Annotated in this window: 5 protein-coding genes; 2 read left to right on the forward strand and 3 right to left on the reverse strand. The window is 67.9% G+C overall.

Annotated elements, in window-relative coordinates; translation table 11 throughout:
• Positions 1 to 521: 521 nt before the first annotated feature.
• Both ASE28_RS27045 and ASE28_RS27050 read right to left on the reverse strand, forming a co-directional pair.
• Entirely contained in the window at positions 522 to 1103 is a 582-nt protein-coding gene (locus ASE28_RS27045) for a peroxiredoxin (RefSeq protein WP_057269245.1), read from the reverse strand.
• Positions 1104 to 1113: 10 nt separating this feature from the next.
• Positions 1114 to 1656: a carboxymuconolactone decarboxylase family protein gene (locus ASE28_RS27050; protein WP_057269246.1), complete on the reverse strand. Its 543-nt coding sequence runs from the start codon at positions 1654 to 1656 to the stop codon at positions 1114 to 1116.
• 160 nt (positions 1657 to 1816) lie between these two features.
• On the opposite strand from ASE28_RS27050, the gene ASE28_RS27055 reads away from it, so the two are divergent.
• Together ASE28_RS27055 and ASE28_RS27065 are read left to right on the forward strand one after the other, a co-directional pair.
• The gene (locus ASE28_RS27055) at positions 1817 to 2683 is read left to right on the forward strand and encodes an AraC family transcriptional regulator (protein WP_057200892.1); all 867 of its coding nucleotides are present in this window, start codon (positions 1817 to 1819) and stop codon (positions 2681 to 2683) included.
• 668 nt (positions 2684 to 3351) lie between these two features.
• A complete protein-coding gene (locus tag ASE28_RS27065; RefSeq protein WP_057269248.1) occupies positions 3352 to 4425 on the forward strand; it encodes a metallophosphoesterase in 1074 nt (357 codons plus the stop codon).
• A 25-nt stretch (positions 4426 to 4450) separates the two neighbouring features.
• On the opposite strand, the gene ASE28_RS27070 is transcribed toward ASE28_RS27065, so the two are convergent.
• On the reverse strand, positions 4451 to 4819 hold the full coding sequence (locus tag ASE28_RS27070) for a hypothetical protein (RefSeq protein WP_057269249.1): 369 nt from the start codon (positions 4817 to 4819) through the stop codon (positions 4451 to 4453).
• Positions 4820 to 4977: the final 158 nt, after the last annotated feature.

The raw sequence follows: 4977 nt of genomic DNA on the forward strand, positions 1-4977 counted from the left end.
AGGCGCCATCGCTGCGCTCGGCCTGGGCAGAGTGATCGCGCCCAACATGTCGGCAGCGCGCAGCGCGTAACCGACACCCGGCGCAGCTGCGAAGCAGCAGCCGTCTTTGTCCCCGCTCCCCACCCCTGCTGGCTGCGCCGAGAAGCGCAGGAGCTGGGGTGGGTGCATGTGCCGAAGGACACACGCACTTCGTGATCTGGCTCGTCGCTGCTGTCTGAGCGGAGTTCGAAGAACGCAGCGAGTTCAGCGACGCCCACCCCAGATCCGAGCATCGCAGATTGCCCCCGTTCGCCCGACAGGGCGAATGGGGGACGCAGACTGGGGGTCGTCTTCTCTTTGGTGACTTTCTCTTGACGACTCAAGAGAAAGTTACTGCGCCGCCGGGCGCACATCCCGGCCCCCGCCCTCGACACAAAAACACCAGCCCCCATCGACCACGAGCGGCGACAGCAAGCTCAAGCATCAAGCATTCAAATGCCGCACACCTGCGCCAATCCATCGCCGCCACATGAAAGGAATGCTCAACCAGCCACCGCACAGCCATCGGCATCGCAGACCGCGTCTCCTGGACGAGAACCTCCGACAGGCGCGGCGCTGGGTGAAGCCGTCCCAGCCCGAGCCTCGGCACCTGGCTCGGCCACCAACTGCGCCACCAGCGCCCCCACGCGCATATCGTCGATGCGCCCGAAGTGGTTCAGCCGCAGCCGTCCCATCCGGTCGATCAGCAGCAAGCTGGGCGTGCCGCGCAGGCCATACGCCTGCATTGTGCGCGGAATGGGCCCGCTGGTGCCCGGCATGTCGATGCCGATCGGGAAGGGGAGCCGGTACTCGTGCGCAAACGCTTTCAATGCCTGGGGCGTCATCACCGTATGGTGCTCGAACACCGAGTGCAGCCCCAGCACCGCCACGTCGCGCTCGTCGAAGGTCGCGCGCAGGGCTGCGGCCTGGGGCAGGCCATGGGCCACGCAGCCGGGGCAGAGCATCTGGAAGGCGTGGATGACCACTACCTTGCCGCGCAATTCCTGCAGCGTGATCGGCGCATCGGCGTTCAGCCACTGCGCGATCTCCAGTTCGGGCGCCAGCCCGGTTGCGTGGTCGTCCATGGCGGTCTCCTTATCGGCGCAGCGCGACGGATGGGAAATCCACCGGCACCGCAAACGCAACGTTCACGTAGTTGGTGAACAGATTGAGCGCCACATGTGCCACGATTTCCACCACCTGGCCGTCGCTGAAGCCGGCGCTGCGCAGGGCCTGCACATCGGCCTCGGACACCTGGCCGCGGGCTTCCACGAGCTTCAGGGCAAAGGCCAGGGCGGCGGCGGTGCGCGGGTCGTCGGACTGGCCGGTCTGCGCGGCGCCCATCTCGGCGGCGCTGGCGCCGGCCTTGCGGCCCAGGGCGGTGTGGGCGGCCAGGCAGTAGTGGCAGTCGTTGCGGTTGGCGACCGCCACGGCGATCTTCTCGCCGAGCTGCGTGTCGATGCTGCCGCCATTGCCCAGCGCGCCGAAGAAGCCCCACAGGGCGTTGAGCGCAGCGGGCGACTGGGCCACCGTGCGGAACATGTTGGGCGTGGCACCAAAGGCGCCGTGGATGGCGTCGAGCGTGCCGGCGACGCTGGCGGGGGCGGATGCGCGGTCGATCAGGGGGATGCGGTTCATGGTGATGGCTCCTGTGTCAGGGTTGAGGTGGTGAGAAAAAAGGGAGGGAAGGGAGGTGCAGCTGCAACAACGTGGAATGAAGTTTCCATCGCAACGCAGTAAAATATGGTGCGATGAGTCCATAAAACACGCCTTTTCGTCCTGAATAGAGCCCTCCGCCATGAATGTCCCGCTGCCGCAACCCGTCGACCGGCTGTCTGCCTTGCTCGAGCGCTTTCGCCTGCGCGCGCACCTGTTCCATGCCGGGCCGCTGTGCGGCGTCACGCACTTCGCGGCGCAGCCGGGGCGCGGGTTTCTGCACGTGCTGCGCAGCGGCGAGATGGAGGTCACGCACCGCACACGCGGCGTCAAGCGCAGGCTGCAGGTGACCGAGCCCACGCTGCTGTTCTACCCACGCCCGCTGGCGCACGACTTCCACAACGCGCCGGTGGACGGGGCCGATTTCGTCTGCGCCACGCTCGACTTCGACGGCGGCGACAGCCACCCGCTGGTGCGCGCGCTGCCGCCGCTGCTGGTGCTGCCGCTGCGCGAGGTGGATGGGCTCGAGCACACGCTGGCGCTGCTGTTCGCCGAGACCGAGCGCCTGCGCTGCGGCCAGCGCCTGCTGGCCGACCGCCTGTTCGAGGTGCTGGTGATACAGCTTTTGCGCTGGCTGCTGGACCACACGGGCGAGACCGAGCTGCCCGCGGGCCTGCTCACCGGCCTGGCTGAGCCGCGCCTGGCCCGCACCCTGGTGGCCCTGCACGAGCGGCCCGAGGCCGACTGGACGCTGGACACCATGGCCGCGCAGGCCGGCATGTCGCGCAGCGCGTTCGCCGCCGCCTTTCGCACCCACGTGGGCCAGCCGCCCGCAGACTACCTGGCCCAGTGGCGCATGGCCATTGCGCAAACCCTGCTGCGCGGCGGCACCCCGGTGAAGGCCGCGGCCGACCAGCTGGGCTATGCCAGCGCCTCATCGTTCTCACGCGCGTTCACGCAGGTGGTGGGGCAGGCGCCGCGCAGTTGGGTGCAGGGGCTGCAGGGGTAAGCCGCAGCCAGAGTGCCAACTGGGTGCTGCGGGCGCAACTTATCGGCCTGGCGTTGCTCTCACCACCATGGGCTGGCCATCGTGGCTGGCGAGGTGATCACGCCATGAACGAACTTGCGCTCCTTGAGGGGCTGGGCCTGCAGATGCCCAGCCCCGCCTATCTCATCGGCTCGCTGGTCTTCAGCCTCATCGGCTGGGGGGTGTGGNNNCGCCGGCAGGCGCGGCCGGTGCTGACCTGGAGCGGGGCGGTGCTGATGTTCTACCCGTATCTCGTCACCCGCGCATGGCTGCTGTGGGGCGTGGGCCTGGCCCTGTGCGCCTGGGTCTACCTGCAGTGGGAGTGACCTTGCCTGGTAGCGCCGGCTGGCTGCGGCCTGCGGTGGCTGGGGCCCGCCCTCAGCAGAACACCAGCGCCAGCAGGGCGGGGTCGTCCATGAGGTTCAGCAGGGCGTAGTCGGCCCAGCGGTAGGCGAAGAAGAGGGCTTGGTCGATCCAGCGGTCCAGGGGCATGGGCGGGGATTATGGAGGATGCTGCGGCCCGAACCCTGGGCATGCCGGTGCCTGCGGGTGCCCTGGTGCATTGCGGGCGGGTATGCTGACGGCATTGTTGCGACAGCGGCATGACGACCTCCCATTTGACGACGACACCCCAGGAGCCTGTTGCCCCCATGAGCCTGATCCAACCCCTGCCCTCCGGCCCGCTCGACATCGTGGGCGACATCCACGGCGAGTACCAGGCGCTGGTGCAGTTGCTCGGCCACCTGGGCTACGACGGCGAGGGCCGGCATGCCGATGGGCGCACGCTGGTCTTCGTGGGCGACTTCTGCGACCGGGGCCCGGACAGCCCGGCCGTGCTGGCGCTGGCGCAGCGCCTGGTGCAGGCGGGCCGCGCGGTGGCGGTGCTGGGCAACCACGAGATCAACCTGCTGCGCGAAGATGCCAAGGATGGGTCGGGTTGGTTCTTCGATGCGCGCATGGTGCGCGACCACGACAAGTACGCCCCCTCGGCTCGGCCCACGCCTGCGCAGCGCCACTCCATCGTGGAGTTTCTGTCGGTGCTGCCTGTCGGGCTGGAGCGCGAGGACCTGCGCGTGGTGCACGCCGCCTGGCAGGAGGTGCAGATCGATGCCGCGCGCCTGCTGCCCCTGGGGTCGGTGCGCAGCGAGTACGACCACTGGGAGCATGCCGCCAGCCGCCAGGCGCGTGAGACCGCGCTGGAGCAGCGCATGGCCCAGGAGATGGAGCACTGGCTGCATGGCCTGGAGAACAACCTGCACCAGCCGCCGTTTCTGCACGCGCATGCCGAGAACGAGGCCAACAAGCAGATGCTCAACCCGCTCAAGGTGCTGACCTCGGGCGTGGAGAGCACGGGGCGCTCGCCCTTCTTCGCGGGCGGGCGCTGGCGCTTTACAGAGCGCCAGGCCTGGTGGGACGCCTACACCGACGACGTGCCCGTGGTGGTGGGCCACTACTGGCGCCGCCTGCGCCCCGTAGACCGCAGCGTGGTGGGCAAGGGCGATGCGGACCTGTTTGCCGACACCCATCCGCTGGCCTGGCATGGCCAGCGCGGCAATGTGTTTTGCGTGGATTTTTCGGCCGGTGGGCGCTGGGCCGAGCGCAAGGCGGGCAAGGTGGTGGGGCATGACTTCAAGCTGGCGGCTTTGCGCTGGCCCGAGCGGGTGCTGCAGTTCGATGATGGGGCGGTGCAGGAGACGCAGGGGTTTGGGGTTGGCATGCCCTGATCGCTTTTTTTCTTGTTCTCCTTCTTCAGTCTTGGGAGCGCAGTCGCCAGACGCAAGCTGCGAGAAACCCGGCCGCTGCGGCCAGTGCGGCGATGCCGGGGCCGTATTTGCCAAGTGCCAGGTAGGCGAGGCCGAGGATCACGGCCATGCCTGCGCCGCCGCCCATGATTTCATCGGGGTGGGCGAAGTGCCAGGCGCCTATGCCTGCGAACATGAAGGCGAGCAGCAGGTGCAGTAGCCATTCGAGGGGGTGAGGGGGCTGGGGTGGGGGCTGGTTCTCTGCGGCCTTGTTTTTGCTTTTGCGCCTTGCATCGCGCAGGGCGAGAAAGATGGCGGCGAGCAGGCCGATGATGATGAGGATGGTGAACGTGCTGATGACTACGGTGGCAAGCATGGGGTGCTACGGTAGCACGGTGCTTTCTGGTCGTGGTGGTGCGTGATGCGGGTTGTTTTTGGTGTGGTTGCTTCTGTTCTTTTGCTGAGGGCGGAGGCCGGGGTGTGCGCCCGGCGGCGCAGTAACTTTCTCTTGGCCGCCAAGAGAAAGTCACCAAA

The organism is Acidovorax sp. Root219 (genome assembly GCF_001428665.1).
GTDB lineage: Bacteria > Pseudomonadota > Gammaproteobacteria > Burkholderiales > Burkholderiaceae_C > Acidovorax.

Bases quoted from the DNA above. Each gene is read 5' to 3' on its own strand.
- ASE28_RS27045 (WP_057269245.1), bottom strand. From the start codon at position 1,103: ATGGACGACCACGCAACCGGGCTGGCGCCCGAACTGGAGATCGCGCAG.
- ASE28_RS27050 (WP_057269246.1), bottom strand. From the start codon at position 1,656: ATGAACCGCATCCCCCTGATCGACCGCGCATCCGCCCCCGCCAGCGTC.
- ASE28_RS27055 (WP_057200892.1), top strand. From the start codon at position 1,817: ATGAATGTCCCGCTGCCGCAACCCGTCGACCGGCTGTCTGCCTTGCTC.
- ASE28_RS27065 (WP_057269248.1), top strand. From the start codon at position 3,352: ATGAGCCTGATCCAACCCCTGCCCTCCGGCCCGCTCGACATCGTGGGC.
- ASE28_RS27070 (WP_057269249.1), bottom strand. From the start codon at position 4,819: ATGCTTGCCACCGTAGTCATCAGCACGTTCACCATCCTCATCATCATC.